At 61.7% G+C, this 25,068-nt stretch carries 23 protein-coding genes and 1 pseudogene; 11 read left to right on the plus strand and 13 right to left on the minus strand.

Annotated elements, in window-relative coordinates:
- Window positions 1-13 precede the first annotated feature (13 nt).
- Complete coding sequence (locus G7067_RS07095) at window positions 14-1,024, plus strand: phosphotriesterase family protein (protein WP_166323065.1); 1,011 nt, start codon at window positions 14-16, stop codon at window positions 1,022-1,024.
- Window positions 1,017-2,126 carry a phosphotriesterase family protein gene (locus G7067_RS07100; RefSeq protein ID WP_166323067.1) on the plus strand — a complete coding sequence of 370 codons (1,110 nt, stop codon included), beginning with the start codon at window positions 1,017-1,019 and terminating at the stop codon, window positions 2,124-2,126. The genes G7067_RS07095 and G7067_RS07100 overlap by 8 nt, the downstream gene beginning before the upstream one ends.
- On the opposite strand, the gene G7067_RS07105 is transcribed toward G7067_RS07100, so the two are convergent.
- The 3 genes from G7067_RS07105 to G7067_RS07115 all read right to left on the minus strand — a co-directional run bounded on the left by G7067_RS07105 (window position 2,123) and on the right by G7067_RS07115 (window position 4,851).
- Window positions 2,123-2,725 carry a TetR/AcrR family transcriptional regulator gene (locus tag G7067_RS07105; RefSeq protein WP_166323069.1) on the minus strand — a complete coding sequence of 201 codons (603 nt, stop codon included), beginning with the start codon at window positions 2,723-2,725 and terminating at the stop codon, window positions 2,123-2,125. The two genes, G7067_RS07100 and G7067_RS07105, sit on opposite strands and share 4 nt — an antisense overlap.
- 132 nt (window positions 2,726-2,857) lie before the next feature.
- Window positions 2,858-3,166, minus strand: coding sequence for an EthD family reductase (locus tag G7067_RS07110; RefSeq protein WP_166323071.1), 309 nt, complete (start codon window positions 3,164-3,166; stop codon window positions 2,858-2,860).
- Between the two features lie 44 nt (window positions 3,167-3,210).
- Complete coding sequence (locus G7067_RS07115; RefSeq protein WP_166323073.1) at window positions 3,211-4,851, minus strand: amidohydrolase; 1,641 nt, start codon at window positions 4,849-4,851, stop codon at window positions 3,211-3,213.
- A gap of 223 nt (window positions 4,852-5,074) precedes the next feature.
- Here G7067_RS07115 and G7067_RS07120 point away from each other — a divergent pair, with 223 nt between their 5' ends.
- Window positions 5,075-5,893 carry an SDR family NAD(P)-dependent oxidoreductase gene (locus tag G7067_RS07120; RefSeq protein WP_166323075.1) on the plus strand — a complete coding sequence of 273 codons (819 nt, stop codon included), beginning with the start codon at window positions 5,075-5,077 and terminating at the stop codon, window positions 5,891-5,893.
- A gap of 183 nt (window positions 5,894-6,076) precedes the next feature.
- On the opposite strand, the gene G7067_RS07125 is transcribed toward G7067_RS07120, so the two are convergent.
- From G7067_RS07125 to G7067_RS07160, 8 genes are all read right to left on the minus strand, one after another.
- Window positions 6,077-6,772, minus strand: coding sequence for an ABC transporter ATP-binding protein (locus G7067_RS07125; RefSeq protein ID WP_166323077.1), 696 nt, complete (start codon window positions 6,770-6,772; stop codon window positions 6,077-6,079).
- Window positions 6,769-8,532 carry a branched-chain amino acid ABC transporter ATP-binding protein/permease gene (locus tag G7067_RS07130; protein ID WP_166323079.1) on the minus strand — a complete coding sequence of 588 codons (1,764 nt, stop codon included), beginning with the start codon at window positions 8,530-8,532 and terminating at the stop codon, window positions 6,769-6,771. Before G7067_RS07130 ends, G7067_RS07125 begins: the two co-directional genes overlap by 4 nt.
- On the minus strand, window positions 8,519-9,394 hold the full coding sequence (locus tag G7067_RS07135) for a branched-chain amino acid ABC transporter permease (RefSeq protein ID WP_166323081.1): 876 nt from the start codon (window positions 9,392-9,394) through the stop codon (window positions 8,519-8,521). The genes G7067_RS07130 and G7067_RS07135 overlap by 14 nt, the downstream gene beginning before the upstream one ends.
- Before the next feature lie 151 nt (window positions 9,395-9,545).
- On the minus strand, window positions 9,546-10,730 hold the full coding sequence (locus G7067_RS07140) for an ABC transporter substrate-binding protein (RefSeq protein WP_166323083.1): 1,185 nt from the start codon (window positions 10,728-10,730) through the stop codon (window positions 9,546-9,548).
- A 59-nt stretch (window positions 10,731-10,789) separates the two neighbouring features.
- Entirely contained in the window at window positions 10,790-11,617 is an 828-nt protein-coding gene (locus tag G7067_RS07145; protein WP_166323085.1) for a MoaF C-terminal domain-containing protein, read from the minus strand.
- 291 nt (window positions 11,618-11,908) lie between these two features.
- On the minus strand, window positions 11,909-12,913 hold the full coding sequence (locus G7067_RS07150; RefSeq protein ID WP_166323087.1) for an AraC-like ligand-binding domain-containing protein: 1,005 nt from the start codon (window positions 12,911-12,913) through the stop codon (window positions 11,909-11,911).
- A 29-nt stretch (window positions 12,914-12,942) separates the two neighbouring features.
- Window positions 12,943-14,211, minus strand: a complete 1,269-nt coding sequence (locus G7067_RS07155; protein WP_166323089.1) for an aspartate aminotransferase family protein — start codon at window positions 14,209-14,211, stop codon at window positions 12,943-12,945.
- Window positions 14,212-14,257: 46 nt separating this feature from the next.
- Window positions 14,258-15,277, minus strand: a complete 1,020-nt coding sequence (locus G7067_RS07160) for a phosphotransferase enzyme family protein (protein WP_166323091.1) — start codon at window positions 15,275-15,277, stop codon at window positions 14,258-14,260.
- A gap of 230 nt (window positions 15,278-15,507) precedes the next feature.
- Here G7067_RS07160 and G7067_RS07165 point away from each other — a divergent pair, with 230 nt between their 5' ends.
- Window positions 15,508-16,029 carry a TetR/AcrR family transcriptional regulator gene (locus tag G7067_RS07165; protein WP_244300995.1) on the plus strand — a complete coding sequence of 174 codons (522 nt, stop codon included), beginning with the start codon at window positions 15,508-15,510 and terminating at the stop codon, window positions 16,027-16,029.
- Between the two features lie 163 nt (window positions 16,030-16,192).
- Complete coding sequence (locus tag G7067_RS07170) at window positions 16,193-16,609, plus strand: DUF1622 domain-containing protein (RefSeq protein WP_205881096.1); 417 nt, start codon at window positions 16,193-16,195, stop codon at window positions 16,607-16,609.
- A gap of 39 nt (window positions 16,610-16,648) precedes the next feature.
- On the opposite strand, the gene G7067_RS07175 is transcribed toward G7067_RS07170, so the two are convergent.
- Window positions 16,649-18,472 carry a thiamine pyrophosphate-binding protein gene (locus tag G7067_RS07175; RefSeq protein WP_244301339.1) on the minus strand — a complete coding sequence of 608 codons (1,824 nt, stop codon included), beginning with the start codon at window positions 18,470-18,472 and terminating at the stop codon, window positions 16,649-16,651.
- A gap of 335 nt (window positions 18,473-18,807) precedes the next feature.
- Between G7067_RS07175 and G7067_RS07180 the strand changes: the two genes are divergently transcribed.
- Complete coding sequence (locus G7067_RS07180; protein ID WP_166323093.1) at window positions 18,808-20,328, plus strand: ABC transporter substrate-binding protein; 1,521 nt, start codon at window positions 18,808-18,810, stop codon at window positions 20,326-20,328.
- A gap of 77 nt (window positions 20,329-20,405) precedes the next feature.
- On the opposite strand, the gene G7067_RS07185 is transcribed toward G7067_RS07180, so the two are convergent.
- Window positions 20,406-21,125, minus strand: a complete 720-nt coding sequence (locus G7067_RS07185; RefSeq protein ID WP_166323095.1) for an IclR family transcriptional regulator — start codon at window positions 21,123-21,125, stop codon at window positions 20,406-20,408.
- Between the two features lie 259 nt (window positions 21,126-21,384).
- Between G7067_RS07185 and G7067_RS07190 the strand changes: the two genes are divergently transcribed.
- The 5 genes and pseudogenes from G7067_RS07190 to G7067_RS07210 all read left to right on the plus strand — a co-directional run bounded on the left by G7067_RS07190 (window position 21,385) and on the right by G7067_RS07210 (window position 24,910).
- The gene (locus G7067_RS07190) at window positions 21,385-21,786 is read left to right on the plus strand and encodes a hypothetical protein (RefSeq protein ID WP_166323097.1); all 402 of its coding nucleotides are present in this window, start codon (window positions 21,385-21,387) and stop codon (window positions 21,784-21,786) included.
- A 187-nt stretch (window positions 21,787-21,973) separates the two neighbouring features.
- Entirely contained in the window at window positions 21,974-22,177 is a 204-nt protein-coding gene (locus G7067_RS07195) for a hypothetical protein (protein WP_166323099.1), read from the plus strand.
- Between the two features lie 32 nt (window positions 22,178-22,209).
- Window positions 22,210-22,350 (plus strand): type II toxin-antitoxin system VapB family antitoxin, encoded by a 141-nt coding sequence (locus tag G7067_RS07200; protein WP_166323101.1) that lies wholly within the window; start codon window positions 22,210-22,212, stop codon window positions 22,348-22,350.
- Window positions 22,351-22,498: 148 nt separating this feature from the next.
- Window positions 22,499-22,840, plus strand: coding sequence for a type II toxin-antitoxin system VapC family toxin (locus G7067_RS15210; RefSeq protein ID WP_425280706.1), 342 nt, complete (start codon window positions 22,499-22,501; stop codon window positions 22,838-22,840).
- Between the two features lie 163 nt (window positions 22,841-23,003).
- Window positions 23,004-24,910, plus strand: a pseudogene (locus tag G7067_RS07210) (FAD-dependent monooxygenase).
- The last annotated feature ends 158 nt before the right edge of the window (window positions 24,911-25,068 follow it).

Below are 25,068 nucleotides of genomic sequence, written 5' to 3' on the forward strand. Positions count from 1 at the left end.
GCGTGAGACGCACATGATCACCTCGGTCTGTGGGCCCGTCGCGGGCAGCGCCTTTGATGTGCTGCTCGCCGCGGAGCCCCTGCTGCTGCGTGCTGCGCCGCAAACAAGAAACTCGGGCGGTGCTGCGTGCGAGGCCGAGTTTGAGCGAGCACCAGTCACCATCGAACGGCTCGGGCGACTGCAATTGGGGGAGTCAAACAGAGACGACCGCACGCTCGATGCTCGCGATGCGAAGGGAGCTCTCGAACGGCTCGCGCAGGCTGGTTCTGTCGCGGTGATCGTGCTTGATGATCCCCGGGCCGGGCCGGAGCGACCGGCATTGATGGCTGAGCTTAGCCGCGAAACCGGAGTCACGCTGATTCGAAGCGTGGGGGGATCGGGGGTGGAAACGCCCGATGCCCTGTACGCTCACCTGAGCGCACAGCTCGGCGCCCGCGAACACCCAGCGGGCATTGTCGGACTGATCTCTGCGCGTGACCATCACGAACGTATCGCCGCTGCGGCTCAGGCCGCGCGAGAGGCAGGAACGGCGATCCTGATTGATGCAGCGGCGGGAGCCGACGAGGTGTCTCGTGCGCTTGTGGCCAGTGATGCCGCGGGGTTGGCTCGTGAGCGCGTAGTGCTCACCGGTGCGACCACCGCGATAGCCGCACGTGATATCGAGACCGGGGTCACTACGACTGGCGTTGATGAGGCCCGGCTGCTCGCACTCCTCGCACACGGCACAGCGCTGTGCTTTGACGATCTCGGACGGATCCCGAACGTGCGAACGGTTGTCTCCGATCACAACGTCGCGGAGACGATCATGCGCTGCGCAGAACTGGGGGCGGCACACCGAATTCTGCTGAGTTCGGGGATACGGAACAAACACCGTCTGACCGCCTGGGGTGGCAACGGGCTTGAATTTGTGCCGGAGCAATTCGCGCCGTATCTGCGGCTCATGGGACTGTCCGACGAACTGGTGCGAGCCGTGTCCGGTGGCAATGCGGTGCGAATCCTAGGGAGGACAGGCAGCGATGAGTGAAATTGAGATCCCGGACCTTCGTGGCCTGGTGCAGACCGTGCTCGGCCCGGTGGCTCCAGAGAAATTGGGGATGACGCTCATGCATGAACATCTCTTTCTCGACATTCGCAGGCCTCTCCACTCGCCGCGTCCGCGTGCCGGTGAGTGGGAAGAGAGCGCAGAGGAACCGCTGACGCTCAGTAACCTGGCAGCGGTGAGGCGGGGCTCGGTCAATTCTGACAACGACATTCTGGGGGACCCAGAACTCATGCTCAGAGAGGTTTCGGCCTTTGCCCAGCAGGGAGGCGGCACAGTGGTCGAAGTTACCCCTTCGGGGGTGGGGCGCGATCCGCGGGCACTTCGTGAGCTCAGTCGCGCGTCCGGTCTGCACGTGGTGATGGGGGCGGGGTGGTACCAGCGCGATCTTCACCCGGCAGGCTTTTCACAGCTGAGCGACCGAGAACTCACCGAGCAACTTGTCCGCGATGTGGTGGTCGGAGTGGGGGCGCGGCCAGGCCAGGAACCGATCCGATCCGGGGTGATCGGTGAGGTCGGAGCCGAGGGGCAGCCCGTGGATCCGCAGGAGATGCGAAGCGTGCGCGCGGCTGCCCGGGCCTCAGCGCTTACGGGCGCGCCGATCACTCTGCACATGGGCGGTTTTGGCGAAGAGAGACTGCGGGTGCTCGACGCGATTGAACAGGAGGGGGCCGATCCACGATCCGTGGTGTTTGGGCATGCCGGATCCATTGCGGAAGACATGCCTCTGGCTCGCCGACTGCTTGAGCGTGGGGCCGCGGTCGAGGCTGATTTTCTTGGCACGACCGGCAGCCCGTGGGGCACGCTCTTCCCGTATACCGATCGGAGCGTGGCCCGCGGGTTTGCGGAGCTGGTTGCAGACGGCTGGGGTGCGCAGCTCGTGCTCGGCAGCGATGTCTGTCAGCGGGTGCAACTGCAAGCCTATGGGGGGCACGGCTACGGCTATATCGTCGACCAGTTCTTGCCGACACTCGTGGAATTCGGTGTCCCCGAGCTAGCGCTCAAGCAGATCATGGTGGAGAACCCGGCCCGCATTCTTGCTTTTCGATCTCCTAATCCTGCGGCGAGCTACGGCTCACCGGATTAGGGCAAGTCTGAGCGGCGCAGTCTGGCAATATAGTCGGTCACCTGTGCTTCGAGGATCTCCGGAACGAAGAAAGCAGGGCTGACGACCCGGGTCACGGTAGCGCCGAGCACCATCATAATGATCTCGTTCGCGAGCTGCGCGTCGGAGGTGGGGTTCAGAATATCTCCGTCTTCCCTGCCCTCTTTGAGATACTGCAGATATTCCGTGGTCCAGCCAGACAGGTGCTCGTCGTAGTCGTGATTGAGCTCGGGGCTGAACACGCACCGCTCCCAGAAAGAGAGCAATACGCGAGCAGCGGTCGCATCTTCCTCCTGGATCGGGAGCGTGAAGCGGATCGAATCCTCGAGAGCCTCGATGCCTCGTTTCCCCGCGACATGAGCGTCAAGGCGCTCGCTCAAGGCATGCAGTGAGCTTTCGTATGCGCCCTTGACGATCGAGTCCTTGCCCGAGAAGTAGTGCTTCAGCGCGCCGTTCGCGAAACCCGCGCGCGAGGCGATTTCGCGCATGGTTGCTGCTTCGATCCCGCCCTCGACGATCAGATTCCAGGTCACATCGACGATGTCTTTGCGGCGCTGGTCGTGGTCGATGATCTTCGGCATTGGCCCATCCTTGAGGCAGTGAAAGGTGCTGGCTGCCGCTTGGCAACCACAGAGGAACTTATTGTTCTCCATTGTAGAGGAAAAACATCTGAGGTCGATATGTAATCTTGGTGGAGGGAGGATGGGGAAGTGCTAGAGCGTGATTGACTCCACAGGGAAGGTCAACACGATTGCCCCGCCGGTGGCGTAGTTTGCGACGTCGGCTTCGACAGTCTTGCCCTCGGGCGATGCCATTGCCGCTCCGAGGGCGGCCTCATTGGCGAACGTCGCCTGGAAGATGGCGAAGTAGGGAGCTTCGCCGGGATCGGTGATCCCGATAGAGAAAGTAATGTCTTGCACGCCGGGGAGCTTGGCGCACAGAGGCAAGTGCGTGCCGCGATAGTACGCCTCAAACTCGGCGCGGTCGGTGGGCTCGGGGTAGAGGACGGTGAGTTTGTGCACGGTGGATCCTTATCTGTCCTGGAAGTTATGGGGTGGGGAGGGGGCTAGTCGAGTGTGTACACCTTGCGCCCGGCAAACCAGGTCTCGGTGACGGTGGTCTGCACGAGTTCGTTTGCGGGGTGATCGAAGGGATCGCGATCCAAGATCACAAAGTCGGCCGATTTGCCCGGTGTCAGCGACCCCACTTCGTCGGCCAGCCCCATGGCTTCAGCGCCGCCGATCGTGAAGGTCGCGATAGCCTCTTCAAGCGTGATCGCCTGCTCTGGCCAGAGCGTGCCGGGGTACTGACCGCTCGGATCCTCGCGGGTGACAAGGCCGTGAATGCCCTCCCACGCGTTGGGTGACGGTGATACCGGCCAATCGGATCCGCCCGCGACCACGGCTCCCGCGTCAAGCAGCGCGCGGTTGGGCTGCATGTGGTCGGCGCGCTCCCGCGGTAGCACTTCGCGGATCGCTTCCACGATCGGGCCTGGCACCCAGATGAATGGCGAAATGTCAGCCGCGACACCGAGGGGACCGAAGCGCTCGATATCGTCAGGGTGCACGAACTGGCCGTGCGCCACCTGGTAGCGGGTCTCGGTGAATCCTTCGCCGCGGAGCGTCTCCACCGCGTTCAGCACGGCGTGCACGGAGGCGTCGCCGGTGCAGTGGACCTTTGCGGAGAGACCGACCTTGGCAACGCGGCGCAGCCAGTCGGTGAGTTCTTCTGGGTTGAGCAGAGTCTCCCCGTGATGGTGATCGCCGTGTGCATCGTCGGGCAGATACGGCTCGATGAACGCCCCCGTGCGGGTCGGCGGTACACCGTCGAGAAAGATCTTTACAAAGTCGGGACGGTGGTGTTCGGTGCGGAAGCGCTCGCCGTCAAAGACGAGATCCTCGCCGATCGTTTTGTACCCGAAGATCTCGTCGTTGATGAGCATCGAGGAGACGACCCAGGCGTTGAGCCCATCAGCCTCATCGAGCGAACGCAGCGCCGCAAGTATCTGGGTTGACACCCCAGCATCCTGGAATGTGGTGACGCCGTAGGAATTCAGAATCTCGACTCCGCGCTGCACCGAGCGGCGCTCCTCCTCGGCGGTAAGCGCCCCCGCCGCCTGCTGCGCGTGCGCAACCGGGATCCCGGCGGCCTCGAGTAACACCCCGGTTGGCCGACCGGCTTCGTCAACCACCACACCCTCTTGCCCGGCCGTGACCCCGGCAACTTCCATCGCCCGGCTGTTTGCCCATCGGTTGTGGTGTGAGTCGTCCGTGAGAACGACAGGCCGCCCGCCCGCGGCAGCGTCAAGTTGAGCGAGAGCCTCAGCAGTATTGATCTCACCGAGCCGGTCACTCGCCCAGGGTGCACCAACGATCCAGGCCCCCTCGGGCAACGTTGCTGCGTGATCTCGCACCGCCTCGACGATTCCCGCGAGATCCGCGCCGAGAGGAACGTGAAGCTCAAAGAGTTCTTCTTTGCCCGCGAGAAAATGGTGATTGTGCACGTCGACGAGTCCGGGCATGACAAACGCGCCGCCGAGATCCCGAATCTTGGTGTGCGGCCCCGCTTGCTGGTGTATCTCGGCGCTCGTGCCCAGAGCGGAGATACGACCGTTCGTGACTGCGAACGCCTCCGCCCGCGGCTGCAGAGGATCAACCGTATAGATGCGGCCGTTGGTGAGAATGAGTTCTGGCTGGGTGTGGGTCAACGTCGACTCCCTACTTCGGTGATGAGGTTCTGCGTCAAGCCTTTCACAAGCGACTGCCGCCGTTATTGTGCGGGGGCGCTGTGGGCTTGTGATTCCGTGTTGATTCTGGGTGACGAGTGCTGCTCTGAGAGTGCTCGGTCGCTCACTCTCCGCTAAGGATCACGCCAGGATAGAAACACGGTCGCCCGCTGTGACCGGTAAACGACAGACAAGGATGTTTTTCATGGGAACCAAGAACAGCGACGTTCAGGGACGCGTCGTCGTCGTCACAGGCGGAGGCACCGGGATCGGTGCCGCTATTGCGGAGCGCTACACGGACGACGGCGCGACCGTGGTGATTATTGGCCGCCGCATCGGTCCGCTCGAAGAGGTCGCCGCCCGGATCGGCGCCACCGCGATCGTGGCCGACGCATCTGACGGCGCCTCCGCGCGAGCAGCCGTGGAGGAAATCGTCGAGCGCTTCGGCACGATCGATGTGCTCGTCGCAAACGCCGGCGGGCACGGTTTTGCTGCCGTGGGAGACACGAGCGACGAAGACTGGGACTCCGCGATCAAGGTCAATCTGTCGACGGCGTTTGTGATGGCGCGCGAAGCCTTGCCAGCCCTGCTGTCGAAAGGTGGGGGTGAGATCGTAATCGTCTCCTCACTCGCTGGCCTCTTCGCAGGCCCCTCTGTTGCCGGGTACACGGTCGGTAAACATGCACTGATCGGCCTCACCAAGAGCCTCGCACGCGACTACAGTCGCAAGGGTGTGCGCGTCAACGCCGTCTGCCCTGGATGGGTACGCACCCCCATGGCCGACGCAGAAATGGACGAGTTTGCAAGCCACGCCCCCGAGATCGCGGATCGTGACGCAGGCTACGCCGCCGTCACCCGCGACGTGCCGCTCGGGCGGGCAGCTGAGCCCTCCGAGATTGCCTCGATCGTGCGCTTCCTCGGCTCCTCGCAGTCCTCATACATGACGGGATCCGTGCTTGTGGCTGACGGCGGCGCCCACATCGTGGATCTCCCCACGGTCGCGTTTGAGCACGCCGGGATGTAGAAACGATATTGCTGTCCGGAGGAAAGCTGGCGTGCCTCCAGCTGTTGCCTCAACGCTCATCAATGCTTTTGTGAAACTGGTGTAGATCGCGCGGACGATGTAGTTCTGGCGCTCAGGATCATACACAGATGGGGTTCATTTCGAGAGATACTCGGAAAGAACCCCATCTGTGTTCGATAGCTACTAGCTCCCGAGATAGGCCGTGCGCAGCAGCTCAGGATCTTTCTCAAGATCCGATGCCGGTCCCTGCGGGTGGCTCACCCTGCCACCCGAGACGACGAGGGCCTCGTCGGCGATCCCGAGGGCGAGGTGGGTGAACTGCTCAACGAGCAGCACCCCCACTCCGGACTCCGCGATCTTTTGGATTACCGGCAGGATGCGCATGAACACCACCGGGGCGAGGCCAAGCGACATCTCGTCGATGAGCAGATACTTCGGCTTCGAAGCGAAGGCGCGCGCGAGTACGACCATCTGTTGTTCGCCACCCGAGAGCAGCACTGTCTGCGAATCGATCCGCTTCTCAAGCTCCGGGAACGATGCGAGCGCCTCCTGCACACCCGCTTCCGATTTCGCGGTAAGCATGATGTTCTCGCGCACAGTGAGCGAGGGGAAGATGGCCCGACCCTGCTCGATGTGTGCGATTCCAGCTCGGGATCGCTGCACCCTGCTCCACTTCGCGATTGAATCGCCGTCAATGCTGATGTCACCCCTGGAATGAGGGATGACGCCCGAGACTGACTCGAGCAGGCTCGTCTTGCCGGCACCGTTTGGGCCAACGAGCGCCACAACCTGACCCTTCTGGAGTGTGACATCTACATCGGAGATGACGGGGCCTGCGCCGCGGCTCACCGCGACTCCAGACAATCGTAGTTCGCTCATGAGTTGATCTCCGCATCTCCCATGTAAGCCGCGATCACGGCCGGGTCGTCAAGAACTTCCTGCTGCGGGCCCTGCGCCAGCACCCGGCCGAAATCAAGCACGGTGATCTCGGTGCAAACAGTGCGTACAAGATCGAGGTCGTGCTCAATGATCACGATGGCCGTGTCGAAACGCGACGGGATCCGGCTGAGCCGCTGCCCAAACTGCAGATGCTCGTCGTGCGAGAGCCCGGCGGCTGGCTCATCAAGGATCAGTACCTTGGGGCCGGAGAGTACCGCGGCCGCCACCTCGATCAGTCGGCGGGTGCCGACGTCGACGGTTGACAGCCTTTCCTCGGGTGCTGGGCACCCCAGGAAGGTTAAGGCATCGGTGAGTTCATCATTGTCGATGCACTCACGCGTCACGAAGCGTACGTAGGACTCGACCGTGAGCTGGGGCGGAACCCGATCCTGCTGGAAGGTGCGACGTAGGCCCAGGCGAGCTCGCGCCGCGGGTGCCAGCCGGGTGATGTCCTGGCCATCAAGCAGCACCGTTCCTGTGTGCTGCGGCAAGAACCCGCTCACCGCATCGACGAAGGTCGACTTGCCAGCACCGTTCGGGCCGATAAGTCCCATGATCGAGCGGGGGCGCACCTGCAGCGACACACCGTCGAGCGCCTTCAACGCACCAAACTGGACACCGAGGTCGACGACTTCAAGCACGGGCGGAGCGTCAGCGGGAACTGGGTTGGCAGCTTCTGGCACGGCGAATACATCGAGCACGCTCGTCCCGACCTCGTGCGCGGTGAGGTCGGCGCCTTCCACCAGTCGCTTACGCGAGCGCTTGCGGAACAAGTTTCGGATTCCCTCGCCCAGGTTGGTGCCACTCGTGAGGGCCTGGATCCCGAGCAGACCAAACACGACGAAGCCCCAGTCTTGCGGCACGCCCCACTTCTTCAACAGTTCTGGCACGAGCACCCAGAGGATACCGCCGAAGATGGCCATATCGATGAGGTAGGCGCCGCTCATGACCGCGAGGATGTAGAGCGCGAGCGACTGCAGTGGGGCGAAGCTCGACGCGAAAGGGAGCTGTACTTGACCCGCGATCAGCCCGCCTGAGATACCGCCGAGCGCCGCGCTCACCGCGAACGCTGAGAGCTTTGCGGAGCTGACACTCTGCCCAACGGCTGCCGTACCGCGCTCTGAGAACGCGACAGCTTTCCAACTGCTTCCGATGCGGCTGCGCTGCAACCACGAGATCAGCAGGGCGCAGAGCACGAGCACGATGACCGCGAAGAAGAAGTACTCGCGATCGCTCGAGAAGAGCTCGGGCCGCGACACCGGAATGCCGTCGACGGACCCCGGAAATTGGATCTGGATGAGCATCACGTCGAACGCCGCGGCGAAACCGAGGGTGACAACGGCGAGGTTGACGCCGCGAAGACGAAGCGCCGGGAGACCGATCAAAATACCGGCGAGCCCTCCTGCGACGCCACCAGCGAGCAACCACACGGGGAAACCGCCGGGGATCTCGTTGACGCTCATCCAGGCAACGACCCACGCACCGATCGCGGCGAAGGTGAGCTGGGAGAGAGCGATGATGCCTGCGGAGCCGGTAACGACACCGAGACCGAGTACAGCGATGATCGCCGTGACCGAGCTGATTGCGAGGAAGACGTAGTAGCCGGAAAGCCCGACGCTTAATCCCCAGCCGACTGCGAGTGCGACGACCGCGATGACGAGGGGAAGGGCAGTGCGAAGACGACGGTTAGCGAGCAGCATCCCACACCTCCTTACGCTGCGACCACAGCAGCAGAATGACGATGAACAGGAAGGGGATGAAGTTACGCACAAACGACACAGCGGGGATCTGCGCCACGATTCCGGTAATGATCCCGAGCGAGAGACCGCCGACCACTGCGAGATCGAGGCGCCTAAAGCCGCCGAGCAGCGCGGCAGCCGCGGCTGGGATGATGAGCATCGACAAGCTGATGGCATCGTTGGACTGAGAGGGGGCAATCACCATGATCGTGATTGCTGAAATGGCGCCGGTCACGGCCCATACGCCGATCGAGAGGGGTTTTGCTGCGATGCCGATGAGTTCGGCGGTTGTCGGGCGTTCAGAGAGAGCGCGCAGCTTGGTGCCGACGGTGGTCTTGCGAAGCAGAATCGAACAGGCTGCCGCCACGGTGATCGCCAGCGCCGCCATTACGACGGTAACCCAACTCACTACGACACCTGCGACCGAGAACGCTGGGCCAGAGAGGATCGGTTCGAAAGGCTGAGGCTTGTTGCCGAACATGATGAAAGAAAGTGAAATCAGCAGGAGGAGCGGAGCGACGGTCATCGCTGACCGTAGGGTGACGGTCGACTCTGACAGCCAGGTTGCCGCGATCCACCCGATGATGCCGCTCAGTAGCGCCCCGACGATCACTCCTGCGATGATTGCGAACCAGGTGGGAAGGCCGAGCTTGTCGGCGAACCACACAGCAGAGAATGCTGCGAACATTCCGGTTGCAGCTTGGGCAAAATTGACGACTCGCACGAGCCGGGACATCAGAGTGAGGGTCACGGCGAGCACGGCGTAGAGACCGCCGGACGCGAGACCCGCGAGAGCGCCCTGGAGGAGCGCGCTCCCGTTCACGGGTGGCTCCGTGGGCGTTTACGGTTGGATATGGTGCACATGTGGATCCTTTGGTGCCAGAGGTTGAACGGTTGAGCAGAGCGGACCAGTCTCACCTCACGGTGAGTATCTGGCCCGCTCCGTTCTGTCACGCTGCTGCGATTATCGATCGCTACTTGCTGCTCGGAAACAGCAGCCAATCTTCGGCAGCCTTTTCCCAAGCCCGTGTGCCCGACTTAAGCTCGACGGGCCATGCGCCGGGCTCGTAGTCTTGCTCTGCAGCCTTCTTGAACTGATACTCGTAAGCGACCATCGGGTTGTCGATCGGATCCATTCCTTCGAGCGCCGCAGCAACGGACTCTCGGGTAATGTTGCCGTCAATGCTCTTCAGTACTTCGACGAAGTAGGTTGCTGCGAGGTAGCCGCCCTGACTGAACGAAGTCAGTGCGATATTGTTCTCCTTCATCAGGCCACTCCAGTCAGCGTTGATCTCGCTGTCTTCAGTGAAGGGGTAGAACTCGGCAGGAATGTGTGCGCCGGCGCTCGTCCAATCGAGAGCTTTCGCAAAGTTTTCGCTGTAGACGCTTGTGAGGAAGAGGAACGTGACATCATCCCAGCCCTGAGCTTGTGCTGCTTTCACTTGACCAATCGCGTCGGGCTCCATCGCGTTTACAGCGATCGCCTTGCAGCCCGCTTCCTTCGCCTTCACGATGTAGGGCGTGTAGTCAGACCCGCCGTAGGGAACCGTGTCGTCGACAAAGATTGGCTTCTTGCCGGTGATCTCGGTCCAGCGTTCCACGCCCGCGGTGTACGCGGGCAGCGTGGAGCCTGCGATCTCAAGCATTACGCAAATGTCATCGATGCCGAGATTCTCGGAGCCGTTGAGAAGAGTGAGGGTCATGTCGTTGTAAGGTCCGATGTTGACTGGAGCGATACTGGGGGAATTGAAACACCCCGGATCTACACCGATACCGGGCATCGACTTGACGCCCTCCTGCTCGTAGTATTTCTTGTTGATATCGCACTCGATGAGGGATGCGCCGCCGATGAGGGCGACAACCTCGTCGCTGCCGACAAGCTCTCTGGCCGCCGCGGTCGCTGCCGCGGGATCGCCCTTGTCGTCGACCGTGTTGTATTCGATCTTGTGGCCGTTTACCCCGCCGTCTGCGTTCACGCGATCGAATACCGCCTGGGCAGCTTCCGATGCTTCGGGGAATGTTGCCGCGCCACTCAGCGTGTTCACTGAGCCAATCTTGATCGGGGCTCCCTCGCCGCCGCCATCAGATCCGGCGCAACCCGTCAGGGCAATAGCGGTGACCGTAGTCATCGCGGCAATGCCAGCAATTTTTCTTTTCATGAGGTTCCTTCTGTTGGTGACCTGTATAAGTACTGGGCTGTGAAGTGTCAGTTTTGGGCCTACACCGGCTGCACGTCGGGGTACTCGACAGAGCCGATGGGGTAAATGTGGCCGCCTGCTCGTGAGTGCTCGGCTTCGCCGTCGCTGTTGATGCCGAGGAAGATCCCTGTCGTCATCAGCTGGTAGCCAAGGTCGTGGAGCCAGACGCTTGCGACGGCGATCCGGAACTCACGGAAGCAGAAGAGGTAGAGTCCGTCGGCAAATTTCCACACCGTTGACATGTCCATGTCGCCGTGGCCTCGCTGCACGCCCTGCACGCACTGCCAGGCGTAGCGCTCGCTCGAGATATAGACGTGCTCGTAGAGGTGATGCGGGCTGTAGCGGTAGAGGTTGCGCTTGCCGATGAGGTCGCGTGACGGCCCGGGCACCTCGCCGCTTGGGGTCCCACCATCGGTGACAGCGGACCAGAAGGTTTGCCCAACCTGGGGCTCGCCCTCTACAGCGGTCTCCGCGATCTCGGAACGGGTGACGAGCCCGCGGTGGGTCGACTCGGAGTAGACCACGGTGATGGCTTCGCGCTCGCGTGATTCAAGCGGCAGGTGCACGAAAACGACGTCTTGGCGCACACGCACGGCGTCGTAAGGATCGTCGAGTTCTCCGTCTGAGGCGAGTGCTCCTGTTCCGCTCCAGCGCACTGAGTCGGCGCCGAAGCTGAGCGTGAGGGTCGAGCCGTCTTCAAGTGTGAGCCCCAGCGCCGTGCCTTCGAGGGAGATACTGCCTAGGCGGTAGGTGTCGATCCCCGCGGCGAACTCGTCGTAGCTTCGCCACTCGTTGGGATCGGCGGCTGTCACGTCGGCAGCGGTGAGATCAGAAGTTATGGTCGTCATTGGCCAGGATCCTTTGTGTCGTCGTCGTTGAAGAGCTGAGCGGGAAGCTCACCGAATCTTGATATTCGGGGTGGAACTCTTACTGTAAGGACACAAAGGCTCCGGTGGAGTGCTCTCTGCGGGCAGACACAAGGGTCGTGCCCGGTTCGTCAATGAGTGTCACAACTCGGTCACACGGGAATGAAGCTCGCCGATTGAGCGACGCAGGAGTCGAAATCAAGGGAAACGTGGCCGTGGTTTCGACTCCTGCATTCGCTCAACCGGCGGAAGGGTTTGCCTTTTCGGGGGAGCCTAGCGGCGGAAACCGCGGAACATTTTTGCTTCGAGAGCTGAGTTCGGTTGACGGAACTCACTCGGGGAGACGCCGTAGGTGGACTTAAACACCCGGCTGAAGTGGGCTGCGTCGGTGAAGCCCCATCGGGCCGCAATCGCTGAAACAGTGCGGTCGGCGATCACGGGATCAAGCAGGTCAACGCGGCACCGCTCAAGGCGGCGCTCGCGGATCCACGTCGAGACGGTGGTGTCGGCCTGACGGAACAGCGCGTGCAGGTGGCGGGTGGAGATGTAGTGCGCCGCCGCGATGCTGCTGGGGGAAAGCTGGGGTGAACCCAGATTTTCGTCGATGTGGGTGTAAATCTTTTGGAGTAGCACCTGGTGGGGATCTCGGTGCGCGGGATCCGTGTCGAGAATGCTTGAGAGCATGGTGCTCACGAGGTCGAGGCTCGTATGAGCGAGCTTCGTGCGCACCCTGTCATCGAGCGGGGAGAGCTGTGCCGGAAACTGAGAGATAAATGCGGTGATTACCGAGGCCAGGCCGCTGTTCTGCTGTCTGAGAGACACGGCCGTGAGCTGCTCCGTGAACGGAATGGGGAGTTCCAAGCGATCCTTCGGGAACATCATGATCAGATTGCGAAACTCTTCGCCGAAGAGGAGCGAGTAGGGGCGAGACGTGTCGTAGATCGATAGGTCTCCAGGGCTCATCACGAGCTCTTTGCCATCCTGTACGAGGATGCTGCTGCCTGACAGGAGGAGGCTGACCTTATAGTAACCGCTGCCCCCGCTCGCAATCGTTTCTGGAGTGCGCTCGACGAGGTGCGGTTTCGCTGTGATCTCGGTAAACGCGATGTTGTCAGCGTCAGCGGAAGACATACGAGCGGCGAATGGCTCGGGGCGGTCAGTACTCACTCGCAGCGGAACAAAGGAGGACGACACCAGGTTGCGGAAGGCGCCGAGACTGTCAGCCTGAGCCGGCGTCTGCGTTGCCTTGGATAGATTTCGAAACTGAGTTGCCACCATGCATTTCACCTCTCAGGGCGAGGATACACCTAAATTTCTGAGAGTGCGTCTTCGAGTGCGCTGACCAACAACGGTAGCTCGTCCGCGCCGAACGCGAGTGGTGGGCGAACCTTCAACACTGAACTCTCGCGGCCGATCCGTGAAATCAACACCCGACGATCCTTCATCGCCTCAACCACCTGTTTGGCGAGGTGGGGTGCAGGCTCACCATCGACCGCAAAATCGAGACCGAGGAACATGCCGGTGCCCTTCGCCACACGCACAAAATCGTGTTTCTCGACCATCGCTTGCAGGCTCGTGAGGGCCGCGGTACCGAGAACCTCTGCGCGCTGCATGAGTTGTTCCGTGGCCATCTCCTGAAGCACGGCCTCGCCCACCGCAGCGGAAACCGGGTTCCCCGCAAAGGTATTGAAAAACTCGTTCTGCGAACCGAACTCGTCGAGCCGCGCTTCGCTTGTGACGACGGCGGACATGGGATGGCCATTGCCCATCGGCTTGCCCATGGTCACGATATCCGGCACTAGGCCCGCGTACTGGTGACCCCACATGTGCGTGCCGGTGCGGCCAAAGCCGCTCTGCACCTCGTCAGCGATCACGAGGCCGCCAGCGGCGCGGACGTGATCCGCGATTGCTGTGAGTAATCCTTCCGGCAGCCGCGGCATGCCCTCGGTCGAGAACAACGGATCAAAGAGGCACGCGGAGATACCGAATCCCGCCTCCTGAAGCGAGACGATGGCCGTGTCGAGCTGGCGCAGTGTGTCGGCAGCGACCTCGGCGGCGGGGCGCGGATCCACGTCGAGATCTGGCAGGCGCAGGGTTCGCACGTGTGCCCCGAGGGGTTCTTTCGTCTTCAGCCCCGTCGTCATTTCGGCGAGAGAGATGGTGGTGCCGTGGTAGCTGTAGTCGGAGACGATGAGGCCCGTCGCTCCCGTGTGTTGACGGGCGATCCGGAGTGCGAGCTCGTTGGCCTCGGATCCCGAGTTGCCGTAGAAGACACGGTCGAGGCCCGCATCGAAGGTCGCGAGCAGTTGCTCAGAATAGTCGTACACGCGCTCGTTGAGGTAGCGGGTGTGGATGTTGATGCGGGACGCCTGTTCGGTCATCGCCCTGACGACCCGCTCGTTCGCGTGACCGACGTGCGGCACATTGTTGTAGGCGTCGAGATAGCGCTCGCCACTGGCCTCGGTGAGCCAGACACCCTTCGCTGAAACAAACTGAAGTGGGGTGTCGTAGAAGAGCGGGGAGTAGGGGCCGATGGTCCGGTTGCGGCGGGTGATGAGTTCGGCGGTAGTTGCCATGGTGGTGATCCTTGCTTGTGGCGGAGACTTGGGTGCTGGGGCGCGGCTAGTCCGCGATGAACTCGCGGGCGAGACGCACAGTGTTCGGGAGAACCCTAGCGACGAGCCACTCGGGGGTGTCCTCGCCGCGACGATCGGCGGCCCAGCCAAGATAGGTGAGTGCGCGGGCGAGGAGCATCGCGGGGAAGGCGGCGTGATCCGCGGGGTCGAGCGGCCGCCCGGATTCATAGCCGGCGAAGAGGGCATCGCGGTACTCGGCGTAGCGCGGGTGGGGCGTGTAGAAATGGATCGCTGTCGCGAGATCGAAGAGGTGCCAGCCCGCGGCGAAGTCGTCGAAATCGATGAGCACGAGGCCGGCCCCGGTGCGCAGCACGTTTTCGGGGGTGAGATCCGAATGGATCGGGCCGAAGCGATTCTTCGGGGTGCCATATGCGGTGAGTTGCTCGCGGATGCGGAGTATCGCAGCCTCGACCGCCGCGCGATCTTCGCCGACGAGCTCGGCGATCCTGAGCGGATCACCCCACGCCGGCTCGGTGCCGACAAGGCCATCCAGATCCCAGTCGTCGCGGGGCACCGCCATGGTGTAGCCGGATCGTTCGGTGGCATTGTGTACCTCGGCCGCGAGGCGGCCCAGCGCCGCAAAATCTGCCGGGTCGATCGACGCGCTGCCGTCGACTCCCGTACGTTCGTCACCGAAGTTGCCGTGGTTCTCGAGCAGTAACTGCATGTCGACCTGGTGTGCGCCCGCGGGATGATTGTGGCCGACCGTGCAGAAGCCGCGGCCGTCGGGGGAGTGCAGAAAGCTCGGGACCGCGACGCCCTCTCCATGGAGCGCGCGCACGAAATCGAGCTCGCAAGCGAGTTCCGCATCAGAGTGATAGCCCTGGCGGTGTACACGGAGGACGTAGCGGGTTGAAGCGTTGTCTTCCCCGCGGGTATCAGTGAGCGAGAACACGAAGTTCTCACGGTTTTTGAGCAGCGTGAGGGGAGTGTCGGGATCAAAGCCAAAAGTTTCGAGTGCCTCGCGAGCGAGGGCGGTTGCGGCGGTGAGATCTACGCTGGTCATGCCTGTCCTTCCGATGAGTGCGTTCATACGGTAACACGCATCTCGGGGGAAAAGTATATTTTGAGTATAGAAATTATATTTACAGTTTGTGTTGCGGCGCGGCGAGCCTAGACTGAGGGCATGAGCGATGTACGGGAGCAACGTGGGGACCGGATTCGCAGGGCGTCCTCAGCCTGCGTGAACGTCGGCAGCTGAGGACCCGGGCCGAGCTCGTTGATGCGGTGCTCGCGGTGATTGCTGAGAGTGGGGTCACCGAGACCACGATCGATCGTATATCCGCGACGTCGCGGATTTCGCGGGGGACTGTGTATGCACATTTTCCCGGTGGTCGGGATGAATTGTTGCGGGCAGCCTACGAGAGGCTCGGCCGGGATCTCGTCGCGCAAACCCGCGCCGCGGAGGCTGCAGCAATTGGTTGGCGGGAGCAACTCACTGCTCACGCGCGGGCGATGTTCGAACTCGCTGCTGATGCGCGCATCGGGCACTTTTATAATGTCTCCGGCCCGGCGCTTATCGTAAGCGGTGAGGAGCGCGGGATCGGATCCGGCGCGAGCTCGCTCATGATGGCTGAGGTGCTCCGCGCGGCGCAGCGCGCGGGCGAGGTTGATCCGGCCCTGGACCCAGAGGCTGTGGCGTCCCTGCTGGTTGGCGCACTCAGAGAAGCCGCGGCCGGTGTCTCCTCCGGTGTGCGCGATGCCGGAGTCTCCTACACGGCCTTCGCTCGCCTGGTCGAGGGCCTTGCTGTGCGGTAGAAGTAGCCCGCGTTCGTGGTGTGGTGAGGGCCCACCTAAACAGCGAGCGCCCACCTACCCCGCACGCGATTATGTTGGGCACTCGCGATTATGGTGGGCGCTCACCGACCGGTTGCGAACCATTCACCAGCCATCGGGTTGAAAACTATGCCAGGCTGGGAACATGCATAACGAAGGGTTGGATACCGCGGGGTTGTTTGCGGCCATCGTGACCGTGATCGAGGTCATCGGCGTCGTTGTGGTGATCGTGGGTATCGGGATCGCCGCCGTGCTTTCGGTCCGAGCGCTTGTGCGGGGCGGCGGAGGCAGAGCGGCCTACCAGGTGCTGCGCACCACGATCGGCGGCTCGATCCTGCTCGGTCTTGAGATCTTCGTCGCGGCCGACATTATTCATACGCTTTCGGCGCCGTCGTTTGAAGACGCCGCGGTGCTCGGTCTCATCGTGCTGATCCGAACCGTGCTGAGCATGTCGATCCAGATCGAGATCGAAGGCACGCTCCCGTGGCGCCGGGCGCTTCTCACGAGCGGCGGCGAGATCGTAGTGAACGCAATCGCGAACGAGGCGAACGCAAAGAAGTAGCCGAGCCTCCGAGGCAAGTCTCGGACGCCCGGCTACTGTCTAGTCCTCGGGTACCTCAAGCCCGTTGACGCGTTGAATCTCGCGCTGGTAGTCGGCGACTACGCTTTGTGAGATCCTGCAATCTAGGAGGATCGTTCCGCGGGAACCTTCCGCAACCCAGTCGCCGAGCGCATCAAGATCCTCGAGTGCGCGCACAGCGACCCCGCGCGCGCCGAGAGCCGTTGCGACACCGGCGAAGTCTACGTCAGGGATGAGCATCGGGCCCTCGTTGAGGCCCATCGCGCCGTAGAGATGCACCTCCGCTCCGTAGGCGCCGTCATTCCACACCACAATAACGCAGCTGGGTGCCGTGCGGATCGCGGTTTCAAGGTCAGCGAGGGCCATCAGCCCGCCCCCGTCACCCGTGTTCAGCACGACAGTGGTGTCGGGAACGGCAGCAGCGATACCCGCGACGGTGGGGAATCCGAGCCCGATGGTCTGGTAGGCGGTGCCGACCATGATCATTCGTTCGGGGGCAGCGACGGGCCAGTACATGTTGGCCCAGCCGATGAAGTGACCCCCGTCGGCGGTGACATGGCGTTCCTCGGGAAGCAGTTCACCGATCCGCGTTGCCACCGCGCGCGGATCCAATCGCCCGTCAGCGCAGATCCCGTCTGGGTGTTCCGAAAGACCGGTGCTGCGCACGCGTCGGGCACCGTCAGGCTCGAGTCCTGTCACCCGTTCGCGCCAGCCACCACTGGGGGTCACTGTGGGCTCGACAGTTTCGGATTCCGCGAGGCCGAGCAACAGCGACCCGAGCAGCGCCCGCGCGTCCCCTTGCAGCAACAGATGAGTGATCGGATGGTTCGTCTTTGGCGGTGGAACCTGCTCGTCATCGATACGGATGACCGTGGTGCCGGGACCAAAGAGATCACCGAAGCGCATCGTGAACTGGTTGAGTGCCGCACCGACAACCACAGCAACATCGGCCTCGGCAATAACCGACATGGCCTCCAAATGCCCAAAGCCGCCCGTGAGACCAAGATCGTATTGTGCTTTGGGAAAGATGCCGCGGGCGAGCGCTGTTGTGGCAGTGACCGCGCCCAGTACGTCCGCGAGCTCACCCAACTCCGCGGACGCACCCGAAAGATGCGCTCCGCGTCCAGCAAGAATGACGGGGCGTTCCGCCTCGCGAAGCGCGAGCAGAGCAGCCTCCATCTGATGGCCCGCCGGAGCGGAGGGCATCGCCGTCCCACGCGGCTGTGGGGACGTAGCGAGCGTGGTGTGATGTTCTGCGACGGATGCGCTGAGCGAAGCAATGGTCGCGGGGTCGTTCAGGTCGATCCCCTGGCTCGTTTTCGGGTTCGCGACGGCCTCGGCATTCACAAGGTCGTAGGGGATCCCGAGCACCACCGGGCGGCGCAGACGCTGCGCGTAAGAAACCGCGCGATCCACCATCCGCTCGATATTTGTGACCGACAGCATGTGAGTGCGCACGCCGAGGGCCGCAGCAAGCATTTCCTGGTCGACATCCCAGGGGCGCGGACCATTACTCGGCGCATCGCCGACGACCACGAGCATTGGGGTGCGCGCCTGGGTCGCTTCCGCGAGCGCTGTCAGCGTGTTCGTGAAACCAGCTCCGTACGTGGTGGTCGCGATCGCGATCTTTCCCGAGACGCGCGTGTAGGCATCCGCTGCCGCGACCGTCGCCGCCTCGTGCCGCACCGCCGTATATCCGACGCCGACCTCCCCGAGGCTCTCAATGAGGTGCGCATTTCCGTTGCCCATCAGGCCAAAGCTCTGCTCAGCATGACGCGCGAGTGATTCAGCGAGGATGCGGGTGAGTGTGGGGGCGAAGCGGGAGCGGCGGTAGTAGACATACAGATCCTTTACGAAGAGTGAATCGAAAGATGGGAAACCGTGTATGTCTCGCCCGGGTGTCCTGTTCCCGGGCAGCAGCGCCCCTTTTTCGAGCGCCTTTGCCGGCCGGACCGGAATCGAACCGCTCGGCACTGGACACCTACATCTTAGAGGCTTCGCGACGTTGAGGTGACGGTAACTCACGCATTTGCCTAAAGCTGCCGTCGGCTTGACTGCGTGCGTCAACTCCGACGGAGCTCATTGTCTGCTGATCCGCCCCGATTCACAATATAAAACATACGAGTGTTGAGCACTCGCCCAGTGTGAAATTCAACGAAGAAGATGAAGGAAGGGCCAACATGCATATTCGTACCCGCACACAACGGGGGGTCGCAGCGCTCGCCGCAGTACTTCTTGCTGCCTCGCTCGCCTCCTGTGCTCCGTCGGCCGATGACGGTGGTGGTGAAGTGCTCACCATCGGAGTGGTTGGAAACTCTAAGGATCAAGTGCAGCCCTACACCCAGCAGGGTTCGTCCTCCGCTTCTGCCCTTTACAGGCAGGTCTATGAAGGCTTGACTGCGACGGATCCGAGCGGTGCTGTTATCTACAAGCTTGCAGAATCAATGACCCCGAACGAGACGCTTGACACTTGGACCGTGAAGCTTCGGGAAGGTGTCACAACCCATGCCGGAGAAGAGTTCGTGGCTGAAGACGCAGTCGAAAGCCTGAAATGGATGCTTGATCCAGATAACGCCTGGGCTTTCGCTACTCAGATCGGTTTCATTGACCCTGAAGGCCTGAAGATCATCGACGACTACACCTTCGAGATGAATCTCAATAGGCCATATGGCCCGGTGCCGAACGCACTCGCGATGGATCGTGTGCTGATGCGGAGCCTGAAGGGTGCAACTGAAGATGCGCCTGCGGGCACGGGCCCTTTTGAGGTGGCATCGTTCACCGCCGGACAGGAAGCACAACTCACCCGCTTTGATGACTACTGGGGCGAGAAAGCTGGAGTTGAGAAGGTAAAGCTTTCGTTCTTCCAGGATCAGCAGGCGGTCACCAACGCGCTCCGGGGTGGACAGGTCGATATTGCGCATGGGATTCCGTTCACTGATGTGCCCTCACTGGAAAAAGAGCCGGGCATCAACCTGCTCGTAAGCGAGACCGCTAGCTACCCCTTCATGTCGATGAACATGAGTGTTCCTCCTTTTGACAACCCCAAGGTGCGCGAGGCCATGCGACTGATTGCGGATCGCGAAGAGATCGTGGAGAAGGCATTCGGCGGCTATGCCGTGGTCGGAAATGATTACATCGGTAAGAACACCTCCTGCCCGACCCCTGATGTGCCACAGCGGAAGCAGGATCTGGAGCGAGCAAAGCAGCTTCTCGAAGAGGCGGGTGCCACGGATATCAATGTCGACCTCGTCACCGATGCCGCGTTCCCAGGAATGATGGAAATGGCCCAGCTGTACGCCCAGCAGGCGGCGAAGGTGGGGGTCACGATCAACGTGAAGAAGCTTGACGTGGCCTCGTTCCTCAACCGCTGGCTCGAGTGGCCGTTCCACGTCGGCTACACCTCGAGCCCGTACCTGCTGACTGCGACGAGCCACTTCCTTCCGGGAGGCTCTGAGAACTCGACCCACATGGACGACGCCGAGTACAACGCGCTGGCTGACAAGCTGTACATGACCGCCGATCCTGACGAACAGTGTGGGTTTGTGAGTCAGATGCAGGCAATTGAAAACAAGCGCGGTGGTGACATTGTGGTGGTGAACGGCAACAGCATTGCTGGGTACCGTGATGGTGTTACCGGGCTGAAGGAAGAACTCTACGGCAAGAGCGCGTACGCCCTGGAAGGCGTAACGCTGAAGAAGTAGTCTCTGGAATCGGCTTCTTTGGCCGGGGCGTGCCCTGTACCTCTTCGTGGGAGGTGCGGGGCACGCTGCATGAAAGGCTAGCGATAATTCTGCGCGATTTGTTCGGCGGACGCGTGCAGATGCGCGATGACTTCGTCGAGGGGGTCGGGAAGGCTGAAGTGTACGACGGCGATTGCGGCGGGCGGTTCCCCTGGGATCCTGATCGGCACCGCGACGCTTCTCACTCCGTTGACCACCTCTTGAAGGCTGAGCGCGTAGCCTTGCCGTTTCGCCTTGAGTACCGCATCACTGAAATCTGGGCTGCCGAGCAGCGATGCTCGTTCGGCGGGGGTGAGGGACGACTCGATCGCGCGTCCGGGTGCGCCGCGCTCCACCGTGTGTCTCACACCCGGATCTCGCGCGATAGTTGCTTCTACGTTGGCGGGCTCGACGGTGACGAGGGTGACGACCTCGTTGGCGTCGAGCACGGTGAGGAATGCGGTCATGCCAACCGCGTTCGCAAGCTCGGTTACGGCGGGAAGCGCCGCGTTGTGGAGGGCGGGGGCGACACCTCGGGCTAGAGCGGTGATCTTGGGGCCGAGACGGATCAGACCGGCGTCGTTGCGGATCACGAAGCGGTGCTGCTCAAGTGTGCGCAGGATCCGGTAGGCGTTCGATCGGTGAACGCCGAGCTGATCGGAGAGTTCGCTGATCGAGAGGGGAGACTCTGCGTCGGCGAGAATCTCCAGGGCTTGTAGCCCGCGAGAGAGCGTCTGGGAGCCGGCTGTGGCCGTCCCCTCGGCGCGTGATTGGGTCATGAGACCCATTCTGGCCGATCGTATGAGCAGAATCGATGTTGTGGGATCGCGCGTCGCGGTTTATCAGGGATATTGTTCCTGCGCGAGGCCGTGTATCTCCGCTCACAGGTGCTCATTTTGAAGTGTATGCAAGTTCTTATCCACAGATTTTGGGTGAGCGGCCGTAGCCCGGCTGTGTGCCCGCAGACTGGATGCACCATGAACTTTCCCCGCCGATTGGACCTTTATGATTTCACCCTTCCCGCTTTCAGAGCCATCAGTGAGCGACACTCACTTTTTTGCCGCAACTCGTTATCTTTCCAATCGCTTTGACCGGCGAAGTGGGGACGGCGATCTGCGCTATGACGAAGATGCACCGGGCAATCTCATGGACTGGTTTCGGCACGCCACCGCGCGTGTTCCGGCCTTCCCGGTCTGGGATCTGAGCTGCCAGATCGAAGACTTTTTTGATTACGATTTGGGGCTCTACCTTCCAGCGGAATGGGCGTGGTCTCACTCCGACATACTCAGCATGAATCGGGAGCTTCGCTCGCATGAGAAGTGGGCTGAGGCCATTGCGAGCGCGCTGAAGGATCCGACCCCGAGTCAATTCGGGCGCTCTCTTGCTGCGCAGTGGACCGAGAAAAGATCGACCCGTTTCCAGCGCTCTGGAGCTATGTGAACGAGCACTCTGGAGATGGCTATGCCTGGCACCTGATCTCGAAGGACATTACTCAGGAGCGGCTGCCCGCGTACTTGGATCTGGCCCGTGCCACTTTGCTTTCGCAGGGTTCAGAAGCTTTGGTGAGAACAGCGCCAAGTTCTGGAGACCCGCAGGGACCGAGCGAGTCTTGGGCGAGGTTATTTGCTTGCTTCAGGATTTCCCTGGAGAAGGGGTCGATCTGGTGGAAATTGCCCTTCAGTCCAAGGAGCTCTGGTTGACTTTCGCTGTGTTGCGGATGCTCGATTCCCATTGGAGGGGCGTTTGTCTGCCCGAGCATGTTCTGGACCTGGCGAAGGAAGCGGAACGGACCTGGGAAGAAGCGAAAGTGAAAGTGCAATCGAAGGGGTAGAACCGTGAGATTTCAAAAGGTAGAATTAGGGCGTGTCTTTGAATATCAAGAATGAAGTTACGCACGCAAAGGTGCGTCGCCTCGCCACGCTTACCGGGATGAGCCAGACGGCCGCGGTCGATGATGCGGTGGAGCGTCGCCTCCGTGAGATTGAGACGGATCCGTGGGGGTGAAGGGTCCTGCGATTCGGGCGATGCTTGCACGAGCTCAGGAGGTGTTTACTCCGGAAGGGATTGCGGAGACTCGGCGCAGAGAGCAAGAGCTCTATGATCCCGAAACGGGACTTCCGCAGTGATCGTGGATACCTCGGCGATTGTGGCTGTGCTTCACAAGGAGCCGGGATATGAGGCTTTGGTTGAGGTTTTGCACTCGGAGCTTGTGCTGAGAATTTCCGCGGCAAGTTACGTAGAGGTATGTGCTGTGATGTCGCGCGCGCCGGAGAAGCAAGCTCTCGTCAATGAGTTCTTGAAGGTCTTCGATGTTCAAATCATTCCGCTTGATGCGACGCAGGCACGAGTGGCGGCCGAGGCCTACGGGCGGTACGGAAGGGGAGTGGGCATCCCGCAAACCTCAATCTGGGTGATAGTTACTCGTATGCGCTCGCGAAGTCGTTGGGTGAGGCGCTCTTGTGTGTTGGCAATGACTTTGTGTACACCGACGTGAGTGTGGTGCCGGAAGTCGGGTAGTCCCGGAGTCTTCATGGGATCGATGTTGTGGGATCGCGCGCCGCGGTTTATGCTTGGTGTGCGATATTCAGAATGAGTGTTCAAATAGTGAACAAATACCTGTGAAGGCCCCGCTGCTACAGTGTTGTGAAGGAGTAACAGTGCAGTTCCACCACCACGGATACGTCTCTACCGATCCACGTATCGAACCCGCCGCGGGTGTTGGCCTCGACAGGCCGAATGATCTGCCCAGCGAGATCGATGTGCTCATCGTGGGCTCCGGCCCCGCTGGAATTGTGGCGGCAGCGCAGCTCGCACAGTTCCCGAACGTGGTGACCCGGGTTGTTGAGCGCCGGGACGGTCGTCTCGTGCTTGGTCAGGCCGACGGCATTCAGGCTCGCAGCGTTGAGACATTTCAGGCATTTGGTTTCGCGCAGGAGATCATTCACGAGGCATATCAGATCACCGAGACCGCGTTCTGGAACCCGGATCCCGCGAACCCCAACAACATTATTCGCACCTCAATCACCCCGACGATCCCGCGGGCATCAGCGAGTTTCCGCACCTGATCGTGAACCAGGCCCGTGTCATTGACTACTTTGCCGAGTACGCCAAAGCGTCCCCCGCGCGCGGCGACATTGACTACGGCTACGAGTTCATCGGTCTGAACGTCACGGGCGAAGGGGACTATCCCGTCGAGGTTACCCTTCGCCGTGTCTCTGGGTACAGCGGTGCCGGGATCAACACGGAGAAGGTCGAGGGGAGCGGGCCGGCAGAAAAGATCACCGTGCGCGCAAAGTACGTGATCGGAGCGGACGGGGCCAAATCTGAGGTGCGCCGTTCCATTGGTGGTTCCCTCCACGGTGACCAGTCATTCCACGCCTGGGGTGTCATGGACGTGCTGTCGGTGACCGACTTCCCCGACATTCGCAAGAAGAGCATTATCCATTCGGCGGCGGGAAGCATCTTGCACATCCCGCGCGAGGGCAATCACCTCTGCCGGATCTACGTCGACCTCGGCGAGGTCGACGAGAATGATGGTGGAAAGGTCCGCGAGACCTCGCTGGAGGAAATTATTCGCCAGGCAAACGCGATCCTGCACCCCTACACACTCGATGTGCGTAATGTGCCCTGGCACAGCGTGTACGAGGTTGCGCACCGCGTCACCAACCGCTTCGACGACGCGGCTACCTCACCCGACGGCAAGCCGCGCGTGTTCCTGATGGGCGACGCCTGCCACACGCACAGCGCCAAAGCTGGTCAGGGCATGAATGTGTCCATGCAGGACGGCTGGAACCTGGGATGGAAGCTGGGCTATGTGCTTGAGGGGCGCAGCCCCGAGTCGCTGCTGCGGACTTACTCTGATGAACGCCGGGTCACGGCACAGAACCTGATCGACTTCGACCGTGAGTGGTCCGGTCTGATGGCGAGAAAGCCGGAGGAGTTCGACTCCCCGAAGCAGCTTGAAGAGTTCTACGTGCAGACTGCGGAGTTCCCGGCGGGGTTCATGACCGAGTACACCGAGTCAATGCTCACGAGTGCTGGCGAGCATCAGGATCTCGCCACCGGATTCCCGATCGGCAAGCGCTTCAAATCCGTTATGACGACCCGCGTCAGCGACGCGGTTGATGTGCATCTCGGGCACCACCACCGCGCTGATGGACGCTACCGCGTCTACGCCTTCGCGGACAAGACCGGCGAGAAACTGAATCAGTGGGCCGAATGGATGCTCGGCTCGAAGGAGTCTCCGATTCAGCGCTTCACACCGCTCGGCGGAGACGTTGATTCTGTCTTCGATGTGAAGGCGGTCTTCCAGCAGGATCACCACGACGTCGACATTTCGAAGGTCTCAAAGCTCTTCCTGCCACTCTCGGGGCCGTTCCAGCTGGTCGACTACGAGAAGATCTACGCGGCAAAGCCGGAGGACGACATCTTCGAGCAGCGTGGCATTAGCCGTGATGGTGTCGTCGTTGTGGTGCGCCCGGATCACTACGTGGCCGCGATCCTGCCACTCACTGCGACACAGGAACTCGCTGAGTTCTTCGCGCAGACCTTCCTGGACCAGTAGCGCGAGCTCACGGTTTGAAACGGCTGTGGCCCGGATCCGATTGGGATCCGGGCCACAGCCGTTTCGCGAAGCCGGAAACACGAAAAGTACCATCGTGTCCGCCGGGAGTGCATCGACCCGGGGACTTGACACGCGTAGCCTCAGAACTCCACACATTG

Source organism: Leucobacter insecticola (genome assembly GCF_011382965.1).
In the GTDB taxonomy this organism is placed as follows: domain Bacteria; phylum Actinomycetota; class Actinomycetes; order Actinomycetales; family Microbacteriaceae; genus Leucobacter; species Leucobacter insecticola.